General features: G+C 69.1%; 14 protein-coding genes. All 14 read left to right on the forward strand.

The features are described 5' to 3' along the window. Positions 1-417 precede the first annotated feature (417 nt). The 14 genes from ftsH (at position 418) to clpC1 (ending at position 15,137) form a co-directional block, all read left to right on the forward strand. Positions 418-2,721 (forward strand): ATP-dependent zinc metalloprotease FtsH, encoded by a 2,304-nt coding sequence (gene ftsH / locus AC5Y5V_RS26630; RefSeq protein ID WP_499941128.1) that lies wholly within the window; start codon positions 418-420, stop codon positions 2,719-2,721. A gap of 17 nt (positions 2,722-2,738) precedes the next feature. Beyond that, a complete protein-coding gene (gene folE / locus AC5Y5V_RS26635) occupies positions 2,739-3,347 on the forward strand; it encodes a GTP cyclohydrolase I FolE (RefSeq protein ID WP_499941130.1) in 609 nt (202 codons plus the stop codon). Between the two features lie 21 nt (positions 3,348-3,368). Continuing rightward, the gene (gene folP, locus AC5Y5V_RS26640) at positions 3,369-4,175 is read left to right on the forward strand and encodes a dihydropteroate synthase (RefSeq protein ID WP_499941132.1); all 807 of its coding nucleotides are present in this window, start codon (positions 3,369-3,371) and stop codon (positions 4,173-4,175) included. Continuing rightward, complete coding sequence (folB, locus tag AC5Y5V_RS26645) at positions 4,168-4,569, forward strand: dihydroneopterin aldolase (RefSeq protein WP_499941134.1); 402 nt, start codon at positions 4,168-4,170, stop codon at positions 4,567-4,569. The genes folP and folB overlap by 8 nt, the downstream gene beginning before the upstream one ends. Next, the gene (folK, locus tag AC5Y5V_RS26650; protein WP_499941136.1) at positions 4,566-5,099 is read left to right on the forward strand and encodes a 2-amino-4-hydroxy-6-hydroxymethyldihydropteridine diphosphokinase; all 534 of its coding nucleotides are present in this window, start codon (positions 4,566-4,568) and stop codon (positions 5,097-5,099) included. Before folB ends, folK begins: the two co-directional genes overlap by 4 nt. Then, positions 5,099-5,584 carry a DUF3180 domain-containing protein gene (locus AC5Y5V_RS26655; protein WP_499941138.1) on the forward strand — a complete coding sequence of 162 codons (486 nt, stop codon included), beginning with the start codon at positions 5,099-5,101 and terminating at the stop codon, positions 5,582-5,584. The genes folK and AC5Y5V_RS26655 overlap by 1 nt, the downstream gene beginning before the upstream one ends. Positions 5,585-5,643: 59 nt before the next feature. Then, positions 5,644-6,993, forward strand: a complete 1,350-nt coding sequence (locus AC5Y5V_RS26660; protein WP_499941140.1) for a DUF6779 domain-containing protein — start codon at positions 5,644-5,646, stop codon at positions 6,991-6,993. Positions 6,994-7,200: 207 nt separating this feature from the next. Next, positions 7,201-8,112 carry a Rossmann-like and DUF2520 domain-containing protein gene (locus AC5Y5V_RS26665; protein WP_499941142.1) on the forward strand — a complete coding sequence of 304 codons (912 nt, stop codon included), beginning with the start codon at positions 7,201-7,203 and terminating at the stop codon, positions 8,110-8,112. Further along, the gene (gene panC, locus AC5Y5V_RS26670) at positions 8,109-9,038 is read left to right on the forward strand and encodes a pantoate--beta-alanine ligase (RefSeq protein WP_499941146.1); all 930 of its coding nucleotides are present in this window, start codon (positions 8,109-8,111) and stop codon (positions 9,036-9,038) included. The genes AC5Y5V_RS26665 and panC overlap by 4 nt, the downstream gene beginning before the upstream one ends. Next, complete coding sequence (panD, locus tag AC5Y5V_RS26675; RefSeq protein ID WP_499941148.1) at positions 9,038-9,457, forward strand: aspartate 1-decarboxylase; 420 nt, start codon at positions 9,038-9,040, stop codon at positions 9,455-9,457. The genes panC and panD overlap by 1 nt, the downstream gene beginning before the upstream one ends. 2 nt (positions 9,458-9,459) lie before the next feature. Further along, positions 9,460-10,284 carry a type III pantothenate kinase gene (locus AC5Y5V_RS26680; RefSeq protein ID WP_499941152.1) on the forward strand — a complete coding sequence of 275 codons (825 nt, stop codon included), beginning with the start codon at positions 9,460-9,462 and terminating at the stop codon, positions 10,282-10,284. 62 nt (positions 10,285-10,346) lie between these two features. Continuing rightward, complete coding sequence (gene lysS / locus AC5Y5V_RS26685) at positions 10,347-11,876, forward strand: lysine--tRNA ligase (RefSeq protein WP_499941154.1); 1,530 nt, start codon at positions 10,347-10,349, stop codon at positions 11,874-11,876. A gap of 114 nt (positions 11,877-11,990) precedes the next feature. Continuing rightward, positions 11,991-12,329, forward strand: a complete 339-nt coding sequence (gene lsr2, locus AC5Y5V_RS26690) for a histone-like nucleoid-structuring protein Lsr2 (RefSeq protein ID WP_499941156.1) — start codon at positions 11,991-11,993, stop codon at positions 12,327-12,329. Between the two features lie 285 nt (positions 12,330-12,614). Further along, positions 12,615-15,137 (forward strand): ATP-dependent protease ATP-binding subunit ClpC, encoded by a 2,523-nt coding sequence (gene clpC1 / locus AC5Y5V_RS26695; RefSeq protein ID WP_499941159.1) that lies wholly within the window; start codon positions 12,615-12,617, stop codon positions 15,135-15,137. Positions 15,138-15,274: the final 137 nt, after the last annotated feature.

The following is a 15,274-nucleotide window of genomic DNA, read 5'->3' on the forward strand; positions in this document are numbered from 1 at the left end:
TCCCCGTCGCGATCTGCCGCGCTGAGCGGCATCTTGAGCGCAATCGGGTTGGTCTGGTCTCTCGACGCGGCGCTGCGTTGGTCGCACGAGTCCCACGCGCCACAAAAAGGTCGGCATACGGCTGTTTGCCCGCCTTGTAGCGACACTTTGTCGGCACCTTGTCGCGTAAAGGCGGGCAAACCGGCACATGTTTCCCCGGCCGAGAACGGAGTGACAGATGGGACCAACCGCAGTCCTAGTCGGCGGGCGGGCGGCGGGCAGGACCCGCTCGTCGGGAACTCCCGGTCGTTGAACCACCAGACGGTGGCGACCCGCTGCGCTCCGGCGCTGCCGGAGCTGGCGATCGCCACGAGCGGTAACCTGGACTTTTCCAGCTGCGTGGATCGGGAAGGACCTGGCCGACACGGCCGATGATTGATGAACCGAAAAAACGTGCTTCGCGGCGTCACGACAGTCGCTGTCCTGCTGATGCTGGGCTGGGCGGGAATCTACTTCAGCGACGACACCCGCGGCTACAAGCAGGTCGACACCTCGGTGGCGATGGCGCAGATCAAGGACGGCAACGTCAAGAGCGCGCAGATCGACGACCGCGAGCAGCAGCTGCGGCTGAACCTGAACAAGGGCACCGGCGACACCGACAACTCCGACAAGGTCATCGCCAAATACCCGACCGGATACGCCGTCGACCTCTACCGGGCGCTGGAAGCCAAGAACGCCAAGGTCAACACGGTCGTCAACGAGGGCAGCATCCTGGGCGAGCTGCTGGTCTACGCGCTGCCGCTGCTTTTGCTGGTCCTGCTGTTCGTGATGTTCTCCCGCATGCAGGGCGGCGCCCGGATGGGCTTCGGCTTCGGCAAGTCGCGGGCCAAGCAGCTGTCCAAGGACATGCCCAAGACCACCTTCGCTGACGTCGCCGGCGTCGACGAGGCCGTCGAGGAACTGTACGAGATCAAGGATTTCCTGCAGAACCCCAGCAGGTATCAGGCGCTGGGCGCCAAGATTCCCAAGGGCGTGCTGCTTTACGGCCCGCCGGGGACCGGCAAGACGCTGCTGGCCCGCGCGGTGGCGGGTGAGGCGGGGGTGCCGTTCTTCACCATCTCCGGGTCGGACTTCGTCGAGATGTTCGTCGGCGTGGGTGCCTCCCGCGTCCGGGACCTGTTCGAGCAGGCCAAGCAGAACAGCCCATGCATCATCTTCGTCGACGAGATCGACGCCGTGGGCCGCCAGCGAGGCGCCGGCCTGGGCGGTGGCCACGACGAGCGGGAGCAGACCCTCAACCAGTTGCTGGTCGAGATGGACGGATTCGGCGATCGCGCCGGCGTGATTCTTATCGCCGCAACCAACCGCCCCGACATCCTCGACCCGGCCCTCCTAAGGCCCGGCCGCTTCGACCGGCAGATCCCGGTGTCCAACCCCGACCTGGCCGGCCGTCGGGCCGTGCTGAAGGTGCACTCCAAGGGCAAGCCGATCGCCCCGGACGCCGACCTGGACGGGCTGGCCAAGCGGACCGTCGGCATGACGGGCGCCGACCTGGCCAACGTCATCAACGAGGCGGCCCTGCTGACCGCGCGGGAGAACGGCACCGTCATCACCGGCCCCGCGCTGGAAGAGGCGGTGGACCGGGTGATCGGCGGCCCACGCCGCAAGGGCCGGATCATCAGCGAGCAGGAAAAGAAGATCACGGCCTACCACGAGGGCGGCCACACCCTGGCGGCCTGGGCGATGCCCGACATCGACCCCGTCTACAAGGTGACGATCCTGGCCCGCGGCCGCACCGGTGGGCACGCCGTCGCCGTGCCGGAGGAGGACAAGGGCCTGCGGACCCGCTCGGAGATGGTCGCGCAGCTGGTGTTCGCGATGGGCGGACGCGCCGCCGAGGAGCTGGTGTTCCGCGAGCCGACCACCGGCGCGGTGTCCGACATCGAGCAGGCCACCAAGGTCGCCCGCGCGATGGTCACCGAGTACGGCATGAGCGCCCGCCTCGGCGCCGTGAAATACGGCACCGAACACGGCGACCCGTTCCTCGGCCGCTCGATGGGAACCCAGTCGGACTACTCCCACGAGGTGGCGCGCGAGATCGACGAGGAGGTCCGCAAACTCATCGAGGCCGCGCACACCGAGGCCTGGGAGATCCTCACCGAATACCGCGACGTGCTCGACACGCTGGCCGGCGAGCTCCTGGAAAAGGAAACACTGCACCGGCCCGAGCTGCAGGCGATCTTCGGCGACGTCGAAAAGCGGCCCAGGCTCACCATGTTCGACGACTTTGGCGGCCGGGTCCCGTCGGACAAGCCGCCGATCAAGACGCCCGGCGAGCTGGCCATCGAGCGCGGCGAGCCGTGGCCGCCGCCCGTCCCCGAGCCCGCGTTCAAGGCGGCCATCGCGCGCGCCAGCGAAGCCGCCGAGGAGCAGGTTGCGCAGTCGGGCGCCTCGGATGGCGGAGCCGGCGGCCGCGGCACGAACGGCGCACCGCCGTCGGGCCCCACCCAGCCCGACTACGGCGCCCCGGCCGGCTGGCACGCGCCGGGCTGGCCGCCGTCGCAGCAATCGCGGGGCGGCTGGTCCCCGCCGCAGCCGGCGCCCAGCTATCCGGGCCAGACCCAGCCGTCGTACTCGCCCTATCCACCGTCGGATCAGCCCCCGTCGGAGTCGAGAGATGCCGAGAAGTCCCCTGACGAGGACGAGGATGTGAGCCGGTCCAATCCGCCGGCCCACGGCTGATTAACGGAGGAGATTCGATGGCCCTGCCGGATTCCCGGCCCGCGACCAGGCGTATACGGGTGTTCGACCAGCCACGTGCCGAGGCGGCGGTCCGCGAGCTGCTGCACGCGATCGGCGAGGACCCGGACCGCAACGGTTTGCGGGAAACCCCCGCCCGGGTGGCGCGCGCCTACCGGGAGATGTTCGCCGGTCTCTACACCGACCCCGACGACGTGTTGAACACCATGTTCGACGAGGACCACGACGAGCTGGTGATCGTCAAGGAGATCCCGCTGTATTCCACCTGCGAGCACCACCTGGTCGCGTTCCACGGTGTCGCGCACGTCGGTTACATCCCCGGTGAAGACGGCCGGGTGACCGGCCTGTCGAAGATCGCCCGGCTGGTCGACCTCTATGCCAAGCGGCCGCAGGTGCAGGAGCGGCTCACCAGCCAGATCGCCGACGCCCTGGTCCGCAGCCTGGACCCGCGCGGCGTGATCGTGGTGGTCGAGGCCGAACACCTGTGCATGGCGATGCGCGGCGTGCGCAAACCGGGCGCCATCACGACGACGTCCGCGGTGCGCGGGCAGTTCAAGACCAACGCCGCCTCCCGGGCCGAAGCGCTCGACCTCATCCTGCGTAAGTGAGTCGACGCGCCAGTGCAGGTCATGGGGGTTCTGAACGTCACCGACGACTCCTTCTCGGACGGCGGACGCTACCTCGACGTTGACGACGCCGTCCGGCACGGGCTGGCGCTGGCCGCCGACGGCGCCGGGATCGTCGACGTCGGGGGCGAATCGACCCGCCCCGGCGCGACGCGGGCCGACGCCCGGGTCGAGGCCTCCCGCGTCGTTCCGGTGGTAAAAGAGCTGGCGGCACAGGGCATTACGGTCAGCATCGACACCATGCACGCCGACGTGGCGCGGGCCGCGCTGCAGAGCGGCGCACGCATCGTCAACGACGTTTCCGGCGGACGGGCCGACCCCGAGATGGCTCCGCTGCTGGCCGAGGCCGGCGTGCCGTGGGTGCTGATGCACTGGCGGCCGGTGTCGTCCGAGCGCCCGCACGAGGTGCCGCACTACCGCGACGTGGTCGCCGAGGTGCGCGACGAACTGCTCGCCGACGTCGACGGCGCCGTCGCGGCGGGCGTCGATCCGGCGCAGCTGATCATCGACCCCGGTCTGGGATTCGCCAAGACGGGGCAACACAATTGGGAGCTGCTGCGGGCCCTGCCCGACTTGGTGGCCACCGGCGTTCCGGTGCTGCTGGGTGCTTCGCGCAAACGCTTCCTTGGTACGTTGTTGGCCGGACCCGACGGTTCGACGCGACCGCCCGACGGGCGTGAGACGGCGACCGCGGTGATCTCAGCACTGGCCGCCCTGCACGGGGCCTGGGGTGTGCGGGTACACGACGTCCGGTCCACCGTCGACGCCCTGAAGGTTGTCGGGGCCTGGGAACAAGGAAGCGATGGCTGACCGAATCGAATTGCGCGGCTTGACGGTTCATGGCCGGCACGGCGTTTTCGACCACGAACGCGCAAACGGGCAGGAGTTCGTCGTCGACATCACCGTCTGGATCGACCTGGCCGACGCCGCCGCCAGCGACGACCTGACCGACACCTACGACTACGGCGCGCTGGCCGACCTCGCCGCCGCCGTCGTGGCCGGGCCGCCGCGGAACCTGATCGAAACGGTCGGCGGCGAGATCGCCGACCAGGTGATGGACGACCGCCGCGTGCACGCCGTCGAGGTCGTGGTGCACAAGCCGCAGGCCCCCATCCCGCGGCAGTTCACCGACGTGTCTGTCGTGGTGCGACGGTCCAGGCGCGGCGGCCGCGGCTCGGTGATACCGGCGGGCGGCATGGTATGACGCGCGTGGTGCTGTCGATCGGCTCCAACCTGGGCGATCGGCTGGGTCGGCTGCAGTCGGTCGTGGACGAACTCCGGGAAGGCGAGGCGTCGCTGCTCGCCGTCTCGCCGGTGTACGAGACCGACCCCTGGGGCCGCGTCGACCAGGCACCGTTCCTCAACGCGGTGCTGATCGCCGACGACCCGGCGGCCGACGGGCAGGCCTGGCTGCGCCGGGCGCAGGACTTCGAGCGCGCCGCGGGCCGGATCCGCGGCGAGCGCTGGGGCCCCCGCACCCTCGACGTCGACCTGATCGCCTGCTATGAGACCGGCCCGGACGGCCCGATGGAGCTGATCTCCGTCGACAACAACCTGACTCTGCCGCACCCGCTGGCCCACCTGCGGGCATTCGTGATGATCCCCTGGCTGGACGTCGACCCCGATGCGCGCCTGACCCTGGCCGAGGGACCGCGGTCGGTCGCCGGCTTGCTGGCCGAGCTGGCCCCCGTCGATCGGGCGGGTGTCCGGTCGACCGGACTGGCGCTGCGCTGATGGGACCCACCCGCCGGCGTGACCTGGGCGCCGCGGTGGCCGTCGCCGCGGTGCTGGGGTACCTGCTGGTGCGGGCGCTGTACCGGACCTTTCCCCCGATCACGCTGTGGACCGGCTCGTCGCTGCTGGCGATGGCGGTCGCCGAGGCGCTGTGGGCCCGCTACGTGCGCACCAAGATCAACGAGGGCGAGATCGGCGACGCGCCCGGTTGGCTGCATCCCCTTTCGGTGGCGCGCACGGTGGTGGTCGCCAAGGCGTCGGCCTGGGTGGGCGCGCTGGTGCTGGGCTGGTGGGTCGGGGTCCTGGTGTACCTGCTGCCGCGGCGGTCCTGGCTGCGGGTCGCCGCCGAGGACACCCCCGGCACCGTGGTGGCGGGGATCAGCGCGCTGGCGTTGGTGGTGGCCGCCCTGTGGTTGCAGCATTGCTGCAAATCGCCGCAGGACCCTCCCGAGCACGGCGAGGGCGCGGAGGGCGAGCGTGGTTAGCAGACGCGCCGGAGTCGCGCGACACGCGGTGTGACCTCGTACAGGTACAGTCAAGGGCCATGACCGTTCTGTCCCGCGGCGCCCGGGCCCGGCGCGGCGGCCGCAGGCCGGGGTGGGTGCTCTTGACCGCGCTGCTGGTCCTCGCGATGGGGGCCAGTTCGGCATTGGTTTTCACCAATCGGGTGGAACTGCTCAAGCTCGCTGTGATCCTGGCGCTGTGGGCCGCTGTCGCCGGCGCTTTCGTGTCGGTGCTCTACCGTCGGCAAAGCGACGCCGACCAGTCCCGCGTGCGGGACCTCAAGCTCGTGTACGACCTGCAGCTGGACCGGGAGATCTCGGCGCGCCGCGAGTACGAGTTGACCGTGGAATCCCAGCTGCGCCGCGAGCTGGCCAGCGAGTTGCGCGCCCAGGCCGCCGACGACGTCGCGGCGCTGCGGGCGGAGCTGGCCTCGTTGCGAACCAGCCTGGAAATCCTGTTCGACACGGACCTCGAGCATCGACGGGCGCTGGAGACGCCGCAGAACCTCGACACGGACACCGCCGGGTCCTATGTCGACTGGGGTCGCACCGCGGACACCCCGCAGGCCGACTGGGTGGCCAGCGATCGGGTCACGGCGGTCCGCCAGGACAACCCGCATGGCACCGCCGGGCGGCCCGACGAGTCCTCCATCATCGACGTGCCCGAGGAGCCGCTGGTGCCGCCCCGGCTGCCGGTGCCGCCGCGGGAGCGCGTCCGGGTGGCCTACGAGGCCCCACCACCGGAGGCCCAGTTCGAGCCGCGATTCGAGCCGCGCCCGGCGCCGCCGCCCCCACCGCCACCACCTCCGTACCAGCCTCCGCCTGTGCAACAGCAGCCGCCGCCCCCGCCGCAGCCGGAGCCGCAGGCGCCGGATTGGCAGCCCGTCGCCGCGGAAGGCCAGTGGCTGCCCCCAGGAGCGCCGGGCAGCAACTGGGCGGGCTTCGAAGCCTCGGCCGCGCCGCAGTCGGGCCGACGGCGCCGTGCCCGGCATTCCAGCCCCGAGGAGATGGCCGTCGGTGCGCCGGCCCCAGCCGAGCCCACCCGGCCCTACGGCGAGCCCGGCCGTCGGGCGCGGTCGCGCCATTCGACGGAATACCGTGACTTGGGCCCCGCCGGCATGGGCGCCGGCATGGGCATGGGCTTGGGCATGGGCGAGGCCCCGCCCGCCGCGCCGCCGCCCCCGCCCGCCGCCGCGCCGCCTCCGCGGCTGGCGCCCGCGCCGCCGCCCGAGCCTGCCCCGCGGCACCGCGGCACGGACCCGCTGGCGGAAGGGGAGGACGCGGAGAGCGACGACTCCACGCCGACGGGCGGTCAGTCGGTCGCAGATCTGTTCGCGCGGCTACAGGTCAATCCGGGCGGAGGCGGCGGCCGCCGACGTCGCAGCGGTTGAGCTGGCCGGGTCGAGTGTCGGGTTGGGGCACGGTTTTCGGCCGCGGGCGTGACGTAAGCCGACATTCGCGGGCCGGGTGGTGGGTAGGCCGGGCTGGTGGGCAAACCAGTCTGGGACCCGCGGCGGTTATCGACTAAACTCGTCCTGACCGTCCGGTACCCCGCCGTGGGACTGGAACGAAACCAAGAAACGTGTGAGGCCGCTGCGATGGTGCAGTTCGACGGATTGCGTCCGGCCAGGCTCAAGGTGGGGATCATCTCCGCCGGCCGGGTGGGCACCGCGCTGGGCGTCGCGCTGGAGCGGGCTGATCACGTCGTCGTCGCATGCAGCGCCATCTCCCAGGCGTCGCGGCTGCGGGCCGAGCGCCGGCTGCCCGACACCCCGGTGCTGCCGCCGCCGGACGTCGCCGCCGAGGCCGAGCTGCTGCTGCTGGCGGTTCCGGACAGCGAACTCGCCGGGCTGGTGGCCGGGCTGGCCGCCACGTCGGCGGTGCGGCCGGGCACGATCGTCGCGCACACGTCCGGCGCCAACGGGATAGCCATCCTGGCGCCCCTGACGCGGAACGGCTGCATCCCGCTGGCCATTCACCCCGCGATGACGTTCACCGGCGCCGACGAGGACATCAGCCGCCTGCCCGACACCTGCTTCGGCATCACCGCGGCCGACGACGTCGGGCAGGCGATCGCGCAGTCGCTGGTGCTGGAGATGGGCGGCGAGCCGTTCTCCGTCCGCGAGGACGCCCGCGTGCTCTACCACGCGGCGCTGGCCCACGCGAGCAATCACGTCGTGACGGTGCTGGCCGACGCGCTCGAGGCGCTGCGCGCCGCCCTGCGGGGCAGCGAGTTGCTCGGCCAGCAGAGCATCGATGACCAGCCCGGCGGCATCGCGGAACGCATCGTGGGTCCGCTGGCCCGCGCGGCGCTGGAGAACACGCTGCAACGCGGGCAGGCCGCGCTCACCGGCCCGGTCGCCCGCGGGGACGCCGCGGCGGTCGCCGGGCATCTGGCCGCCCTCGGGCGGGCCGACCCGCAACTGGCCGAGGCGTACCGGGTGAACGCCCTGCGCACGGCGCGACGTGCGCATGCCCCCGGCGACGTCCTCGAGGTGCTCACGGCATGACGACCACCTTCAGGCCCGGCCAACTCAACCTCTATTCGACGCCGCGTGACGTCACCGACGTCAGCCGCGCACTGCGGCACACCGGCCGCCGGGTGATGCTGGTGCCCACCATGGGCGCCCTGCACGACGGGCACCTGTCCCTGGTGCGCGCCGCCAAGCGCGTGCCCGGCTCGGTGGTCGTGGTGTCGATCTTCGTCAACCCGCTGCAGTTCGGCGCCGGTGAGGACCTCGATGCCTACCCGCGGACGCTCGACGACGACGTGGCGCTGCTGCGCGGCGAGGGCGTCGAGATCGTGTTCGCGCCGACGGCTGCCGCGATGTACCCGGACGGCCTGCGCACCACCGTGGCGCCCGGCCCGCTGGCCGCCGAGCTCGAAGGCGGGCCGCGGCCGACGCATTTCACCGGCGTGCTGACCGTCGTGCTCAAGCTGCTGCAGATCGTGCGGCCGGACCGGATCTTCTTCGGCGAGAAGGACTACCAGCAGCTGGTGATGATCCGGCAGATGGTCGCCGACCTGAACGTCGACGTCGCGGTGGTCGGGGTGCCCACGATGCGGGAGGCCGACGGGCTGGCGATGTCGTCGCGCAACCGCTACCTCGACCCCGACCAGCGCGAGCTGGCGGGCACGCTCTCGGCGGCGCTGCTGGCCGGGATGCACGCCGCGCCCGCGGGTGCGCAGGCCGCGCTGGACGCGGCGCACGCCGTGCTCGACGCCGTGCCCGCGCTCAGTGTCGACTACCTCGAACTGCGCGCCGCCGACCTCGGCCCGGCCCCCGCCTTCGGCGCGGGCCGGCTGTTGGTCGCCGCCCGACTGGGCACCACCAGACTGCTGGACAACATCGCCGTTGAGATAGGGCCCTTGAAAAGCACCGCCGGCACCACCCCTGGGCCGGACGAATTCGCCGAATTACCCGGGAGGAACTGATGTTACGAACCATGCTGAAGTCCAAGATCCACCGCGCCACCGTCACGCAGGCCGACCTGCACTACGTGGGCTCGGTCACCATCGACGCCGACCTGATGGACGCCGCGGACCTGCTCGAGGGCGAGCAGGTGACGATCGTCGACATCGACAACGGCGCCCGGCTGGTCACCTACGCGATCACCGGCGAACGCGGCACCGGCGTGATCGGAATCAACGGCGCCGCGGCGCATCTGGTCCACCCGGGCGACCTGGTCATCCTGATCGCCTACGGCACCATGGAAGACGCCGAGGCGCGGACCTACCAGCCGCGGATCGTGTTCGTCGACGCGCAGAACAAGCAGATCGACCTGGGCAGCGACCCGGCGTTCGTGCCGGACGGCGTCGACGAATTGCTCGATCCGCGGATCGGTGTGCGATAACCGTGCTGCTGGCGATCGACGTCCGCAACACCCACACCGTCGTCGGGCTGCTGAGCGGGGCCAAGGAGCACGCGAAGGTACTGCAGCAATGGCGGATTCGCACGGAGTCCGAGGTCACCGCCGATGAATTGGCGCTGACCATCGACGGGCTGATCGGCGACGACTCCGAGCAGCTCACCGGCGCGGTCGCGTTGTCCACTGTCCCGTCGGTGCTGCACGAGGTGCGGGTCATGCTGGACCAGTACTGGCCGTCGGTGCCGCACGTGCTGATCGAACCGGGGGTGCGCACGGGAATCCCGCTGCTGGTCGACAACCCGAAGGAAGTGGGCGCCGACCGGATCGTCAACTGCCTGGCCGCCTACCAGCGCTTCAACAGGCCCGCGATCGTCGTCGACTTCGGGTCGTCGATCTGCGTGGACGTGGTGTCGGCCAAGGGCGAGTTCCTCGGCGGCGCCATCGCGCCCGGGGTTCAGGTGTCCTCCGATGCCGCGGCGGCCCGCTCCGCGGCTCTGCGCCGCGTCGAGCTCACCACGCCCCGCTCGGTGGTCGGCAAGAACACCGTCGAATGCATGCAGGCGGGCGCGGTGTTCGGCTTCGCGGGGCTGGTCGACGGGCTGGTCGGGCGCATCCGGGACACCGTGGACGGTTTCTCGCGCGAGCTGGGGGATCAGGTGGCGGTGGTGGCCACCGGACACACCGCGCCGCTGCTGCTGCCCGAACTGAACACCGTCGACCACTACGACCAGCACCTGACGCTGCATGGCCTGCGGCTGGTCTTCGATCGCAACCGCGACGCGCAGCGCGGCCGGCTTAAGACGGCCCGCTAGCGCAGGCAGTCGACGCCCGTCGATTGTGGGACGGGCGGTCGAATTCACTAAGCTGGCACGTCGTGAGTTCACCCTCAGACGACCCCTCAGCCGACGGAGCCGACCTTCCCGAGCAGCTCCGGATCCGCCGCGACAAGCGCGCCGAACTGCTGGCGGACGGGCGCGAGGCGTACCCGGTCCAGGTCGGACGCACCCATACCCTGGCCGAGATTCGCGCCGCCTACCCCGACCTGCCGGTCGACACCGCGACCGACGACGTCGTCGGCGTCGCGGGACGGGTCATATTCGCGCGCAACTCCGGGAAGTTGTGTTTTGCGACACTTCAGGACGGTGACGGCACCCAACTGCAGGTGATGATCAGCCTCGACAAGGTCGGCCGGAAATCCCTGGACGATTGGAAGGCCGACGTCGACCTCGGCGACATCGTGTTTGTGCATGGCAACGTGATCAGCTCGCGACGAGGCGAATTGTCCGTTCTTGCCGACTCCTGGCAAATGGCGTCCAAGGCGCTGCGCCCGCTGCCCGTCGCACACAAGGAGATGAGCGAAGAGTCGCGGGTTCGGCAGCGTTATGTCGATCTGATCGTTCGTCCGCAGGCGCGCACCGTGGCCCGGCAGCGTATCGCGGTTATCCGAGCCGTCCGCAATGCGCTGGAACGACGCGGTTTCCTCGAAGTCGAGACGCCTATCTTGCAGACGCTTGCCGGTGGCGCGGCGGCGCGCCCGTTCATCACACATTCCAATGCGCTTGACATCGATCTGTACCTGAGGATCGCGCCGGAACTGTTCCTCAAGCGCTGCGTCGTCGGCGGTTTCGACAAGGTCTTCGAACTAAATCGAGTGTTCCGAAACGAAGGTTCCGATTCAACGCATTCGCCGGAATTCTCCATGTTGGAGACCTACCAGAGCTACGGAACGTATGACGATTCGGCAGTCGTCACCCGTGAGCTTATTCAAGAGGTCGCCGACGAAGCGATCGGGACCAGACAACTCCCACTGCCCGACGGTGGTGTGTACGACATAGACGGAGAATGGGCGTCGATACAAATGTATCCGTCGCTGTCAACTGCGCTCGGTGAAGAGATCACACCCCAGACGTCGGTGGATCGACTACTCGCACTGGCGGATCGGCTGGGCGTTGAGGTTCCCCAGAACCGCGACCCCGCCTTCTATGGGCACGGGAAACTCGTCGAGGAACTATGGGAACACGCCGTGGGCAACACGCTGACGGCACCCACATTCGTCAAGGACTTTCCTGTGGAGACAACGCCATTGACCCGGCAGCATCGCAGTATCCCCGGGGTAACCGAAAAGTGGGACCTCTACTTTCGTGGTGTCGAACTCGCCACCGGGTACTCCGAATTGACCGATCCGGTTGTGCAGCGTGAGCGATTCGTGCAGCAAGCGCGCGCAGCGGCCGCCGGCGATGACGAGGCTATGGCACTTGACGAAGATTTTCTCGCCGCGTTGGAGTACGGTATGCCGCCGTGTACCGGGACCGGAATGGGTATCGATCGGTTGTTGATGTCTTTGACCGGCCTGTCAATTAGGGAGACAGTTTTGTTCCCGATTGTTCGGCCGCACTCCAACTGAACTATGTGGTGATGTGTCCGGATTGAGAATTCGGCGCACATATGGCAGATTGTTGGCGGGGAGTCTATCCGGTCTGCACAGTAACTGCACAGGAAGAAACGTGAGGGTAAGCCAATGGCGAAGAAAGTGACCGTCACCTTGGTCGATGATTTCGACGGTGCGGGCGCCGCCGACGAAACGGTCGAATTCGGGCTTGACGGGGTGACGTATGAGATTGATCTTTCGACCAAGAATGCTGCGAAACTGCGCAACGACCTGAAGCAATGGGTGGCGGCCGGCCGTCGCGTCGGCGGACGGCGACGCGGGCGTTCCGGCACGGGCCGGGGCCGCGGCGCGATCGACCGCGAGCAGAGCGCGGCGATCCGCGAGTGGGCCCGTCGCAACGGCCACAACGTGTCGACCCGCGGCCGCATCCCGGCCGACGTCATCGACGCGTTCCACGCCGCGACGTAAAACAAAAACGCCAGATCGGCGCCCGGGCCACGCGGCCCGGGCGCCGCTGTTTTGGCACTTTCGCTGGTGGCGAACTAATCGGCGGTGACCTGGGAAACGAAACGGCGCCTGTCACCGTTTGTCTTGTTACGGCTCGGTTCGCAGGATGCGCAAGGTTAGGACCCGTGGCAGCCCGACCATTACAGTGGACGGCAGGTACGCGATTGGAGCCCAGCGACCGGCAGGGGCCGCTAAAAGGTGCTAGAAGGTGTTGTACCGATGGTGAGGGAGAGCAGGTAACCGCCGATGTTCGAACGATTTACGGACCGTGCCCGCAGGGTTGTCGTCCTGGCGCAAGAAGAGGCGCGGATGCTCAACCACAACTACATCGGCACCGAGCACATTCTGCTGGGTCTGATCCACGAAGGTGAAGGCGTCGCGGCGAAGTCGCTGGAGTCGTTGGGAATCTCGCTGGAAGGCGTGCGCAGTCAGGTCGAGGAGATCATCGGCCAGGGCCAGCAGGCGCCGTCCGGGCACATCCCGTTCACCCCGCGCGCCAAGAAGGTGCTCGAGCTCAGCCTGCGTGAGGCGCTGCAGCTCGGCCACAACTACATCGGCACCGAGCACATTCTGCTGGGCCTGATCCGCGAGGGTGAGGGCGTGGCGGCTCAGGTGCTGGTCAAGCTCGGCGCGGAGCTGACGCGGGTGCGCCAGCAGGTGATCCAGCTGCTGAGCGGCTACCAGGGCAAGGAGGCCGCGGAGGCCGGCACCGGTGGCCGCGGCGGCGAGTCCGGCAGCCCGTCCACGTCGCTGGTGCTCGACCAGTTCGGCCGCAACCTGACGGCTGCCGCGATGGAAGGCAAGCTGGACCCGGTCATCGGCCGTGAGAAGGAAATCGAGCGGGTCATGCAGGTGCTGTCCCGTCGCACCAAGAACAACCCGGTGCTGATCGGCGAGCCCGGCGTCGGCAAGACCGCCGTCGTCGAGGGCCTGGCGCAGGCGATCGTGCACGGCGAGGTGCCGGAGACGCTGAAGGACAAGCAGCTCTACACCCTGGACCTGGGTTCGCTGGTCGCGGGCAGCCGCTACCGCGGTGACTTCGAGGAACGCCTGAAGAAGGTGCTCAAGGAGATCAACACCCGCGGCGACATCATCCTGTTCATCGACGAGCTGCACACCCTGGTGGGTGCGGGCGCCGCCGAGGGCGCGATCGACGCGGCCAGCATCCTCAAGCCCAAGCTGGCCCGCGGCGAGCTGCAGACCATCGGCGCCACCACGCTCGACGAGTACCGCAAGTACATCGAGAAGGACGCCGCCCTGGAGCGCCGCTTCCAGCCGGTGCAGGTGGGCGAGCCGACGGTGGACCACACCATCGAGATCCTCAAGGGCCTGCGGGACCGCTACGAGGCGCACCACCGGGTGTCCATCACCGACTCGGCGATCGTGGCCGCGGCCACGCTGGCCGACCGCTACATCAACGACCGGTTCCTGCCGGACAAGGCGATCGACCTGATCGACGAGGCGGGGGCGCGGATGCGGATCCGCCGGATGACCGCTCCGCCAGACCTGCGCGAGTTCGACGAGAAGATCGCCGAGGCGCGCCGCGAGAAGGAGTCCGCGATCGACGCGCAGGACTTCGAGAAGGCCGCCAGCCTGCGGGACCGCGAGAAGACGCTGGTCGCCCAGCGGGGTGAGCGGGAGAAGCAGTGGCGTTCGGGTGATCTGGACGTGGTCGCCGAGGTCGACGACAACGAGATCGCCGAGGTCCTGGGCAACTGGACCGGCATCCCGGTGTTCAAGCTCACCGAGGCCGAGACCACCCGCCTGCTGCGCATGGAGGACGAGCTGCACAAGCGGATCATCGGCCAGGTGGACGCCGTCAAGGCCGTCTCCAAGGCGATCCGCCGTACCCGCGCCGGGTTGAAGGACCCCAAGCGCCCGTCGGGCTCGTTCATCTTCGCCGGCCCGTCCGGTGTCGGTAAGACCGAGCTGTCCAAGGCGCTGGCGAACTTCCTGTTCGGCGACGACGACGCGCTCATCCAAATCGACATGGGCGAGTTCCACGACCGGTTCACCGCGTCGCGGCTGTTCGGCGCCCCGCCCGGATACGTCGGCTACGAGGAGGGCGGCCAGCTCACCGAGAAGGTGCGGCGCAAGCCGTTCAGCGTCGTGCTGTTCGACGAGATCGAGAAGGCCCACCAGGAGATCTACAACAGCCTGTTGCAGGTCCTCGAGGACGGCCGCCTCACCGACGGCCAGGGCCGCACGGTGGACTTCAAGAACACCGTGCTGATCTTCACGTCGAACCTGGGCACATCCGACATCTCCAAGCCGGTCGGCCTCGGGTTCACCAAGGGCGGCGGCGAGAACGACTACGAGCGGATGAAGCAGAAGGTCAACGACGAGCTGAAGAAGCACTTCCGCCCGGAGTTCCTCAACCGCATCGACGACATCATCGTGTTCCACCAGCTGACTCGCGACGAGATCATCAAGATGGTGGACCTGATGATCGGCCGGGTCGCCACCCAGCTCAAGGCCAAGGACATGGCCCTGGAGCTGACCGACAAGGCCAAGTCGCTGCTGGCCAAGCGCGGCTTCGACCCGGTGCTGGGTGCGCGTCCGCTGCGGCGCACCATCCAGCGCGAGATCGAGGACCAGCTGTCCGAGAAGATCCTCTTCGACGAGGTCGGGCCGGGACAGATCGTCACGGTCGACGTGGACAACTGGGACGGCGAAGGCGCGGGCGAGGACGCGGTGTTCACCTTCACCGGGACCCGCAAGCCGCCCGCCGAGCCGGACCTCGCGAAGGCCGGAGCGCACAGCAAGTAGCTGACATATTCAAGACGCAAGAGCCCCGCATTTCGCCGACGATCTGCGGGGCTCTTGCTATTGCGCCGAGTCAGCGGCCAGGCTCGTTGATTCTGCGGTGAGTGTGTGCCCTACTCGCACGTTGAGCGCAGAGTCAA

The organism is Mycobacterium sp. NGS68 (assembly GCF_059812195.1).

What these genes read in the sequence shown, in the direction of transcription:
- ftsH (WP_499941128.1), top strand. Translation starts at nt 418, where the DNA reads ATGAACCGAAAAAACGTGCTTCGCGGCGTCACGACAGTCGCTGTCCTG.
- folE (WP_499941130.1), top strand. Translation starts at nt 2,739, where the DNA reads ATGGCCCTGCCGGATTCCCGGCCCGCGACCAGGCGTATACGGGTGTTC.
- folP (WP_499941132.1), top strand. Translation starts at nt 3,369, where the DNA reads ATGGGGGTTCTGAACGTCACCGACGACTCCTTCTCGGACGGCGGACGC.
- folB (WP_499941134.1), top strand. Translation starts at nt 4,168, where the DNA reads ATGGCTGACCGAATCGAATTGCGCGGCTTGACGGTTCATGGCCGGCAC.
- folK (WP_499941136.1), top strand. Translation starts at nt 4,566, where the DNA reads ATGACGCGCGTGGTGCTGTCGATCGGCTCCAACCTGGGCGATCGGCTG.
- AC5Y5V_RS26655 (WP_499941138.1), top strand. Translation starts at nt 5,099, where the DNA reads ATGGGACCCACCCGCCGGCGTGACCTGGGCGCCGCGGTGGCCGTCGCC.
- AC5Y5V_RS26660 (WP_499941140.1), top strand. Translation starts at nt 5,644, where the DNA reads ATGACCGTTCTGTCCCGCGGCGCCCGGGCCCGGCGCGGCGGCCGCAGG.
- AC5Y5V_RS26665 (WP_499941142.1), top strand. Translation starts at nt 7,201, where the DNA reads ATGGTGCAGTTCGACGGATTGCGTCCGGCCAGGCTCAAGGTGGGGATC.
- panC (WP_499941146.1), top strand. Translation starts at nt 8,109, where the DNA reads ATGACGACCACCTTCAGGCCCGGCCAACTCAACCTCTATTCGACGCCG.
- panD (WP_499941148.1), top strand. Translation starts at nt 9,038, where the DNA reads ATGTTACGAACCATGCTGAAGTCCAAGATCCACCGCGCCACCGTCACG.
- lsr2 (WP_499941156.1), top strand. Translation starts at nt 11,991, where the DNA reads ATGGCGAAGAAAGTGACCGTCACCTTGGTCGATGATTTCGACGGTGCG.
- clpC1 (WP_499941159.1), top strand. Translation starts at nt 12,615, where the DNA reads ATGTTCGAACGATTTACGGACCGTGCCCGCAGGGTTGTCGTCCTGGCG.